The sequence below is a fragment of the Geminisphaera colitermitum TAV2 genome, assembly GCF_000171235.2.
In the GTDB taxonomy this organism is placed as follows: Bacteria; Verrucomicrobiota; Verrucomicrobiia; order Opitutales; family Opitutaceae; genus Geminisphaera; species Geminisphaera colitermitum.
Genome location: NZ_ABEA03000183.1, coordinates 1 through 1,036, shown reverse-complemented (window position 1 = coordinate 1,036; position 1,036 = coordinate 1). Strand labels below are relative to the sequence as shown.

Here is a 1,036-nt window from a genome sequence, read left to right as displayed (position 1 = left end):
CCCCCCCCCCCCCCTCGCGCGAAAGAAAACTGCAATCACTAAACTGTATCGCCATGTCCACTACCATCACCGCCGTAGCAGCACCCGCCCATTCCGCCCCCCGCACCACGCCCCAATCCATAATTCACGCCCACCTCTCGCGCCTCTATCGCATTGCGCAACGCTCCGACTACGTTTTCGCCTCGCCACTTGGTCCCTTTTACCGCGGCGGACGCCACTATCCCCTTCCCCGCTTCGTTTACTTCGGCCCGCACACCTCCGACGCCTCCCTCCGCCTCGCCTTTTATGCCGGCTGGGACCACACCGAGCCCCGCACCACGCTCTCTCTCCTCCACTTCATCGAACACCTCGCCACCCAGCCCGACATCGGCCACGGCCTCAATCTCTCCTTCTTCCCCCTCGTTGACATCCTCGGCCTCATCCACGGTGACGACCGCGACCTCGCCACCGCCTCCTGGACACTCCCCGCCGCCGATCACGAAGAGATCGAACACCTCGCCCTCGACGTCCGCGGCACCCATTATCACGGCTTCGTCCGCCTCGAAACCACGCATGACGACGCCATCACCGTCACCCTCCGCGTGCCCGACAACGACACCGCCTACACCGGTGTTGAGTTGCTCAACTCCGAGGACTTCGGCGCCTGGCCCGTCCGCTGGGAGGGCGACGCCTCCGGCCACACCGCCGCCATCACCGGCCCACTCTCGCTCGCTGAAGACCTCCCGCGCCAGCCCTTCGAACTCACCCTCGCCATTCCTGCCGGCTGGACCGATGCCCAACATCACGAAGCCGTTGCCCACACCCTCCGCAACATCATCCTCCGCCAGCGCGCCTTCGAAGCCAACGCCTGGCACATCTAAACAATCGCCGCTATTCCAGATCGGTCGGCTCAATCCCATCGGCCCGATCCGACCGATCCACCTCTCACGCCCGATGCCACAACCCGCCACCGCCAACCTCGCCGCCCGCCTCGCCACGCTCCAAAAGCTGGCCGTGCGCACCCCGGCGCTAACCATTGGCGAAGCAGGCACCTTCA

General features: G+C 65.5%; 1 protein-coding gene. It reads left to right on the top strand.

Features of this window, described 5'->3' with window-relative positions:
- The first annotated feature begins 53 nt into the window (after positions 1–53).
- Positions 54–860, top strand: coding sequence for a hypothetical protein (locus OBACDRAFT_RS21075; RefSeq protein ID WP_043588890.1), 807 nt, complete (start codon positions 54–56; stop codon positions 858–860).
- Positions 861–1,036: the final 176 nt, after the last annotated feature.

Coding starts and splice junctions, on each gene's coding strand:
- OBACDRAFT_RS21075 (WP_043588890.1), top strand. CDS start 54: ATGTCCACTACCATCACCGCCGTAGCAGCACCCGCCCATTCCGCCCCC.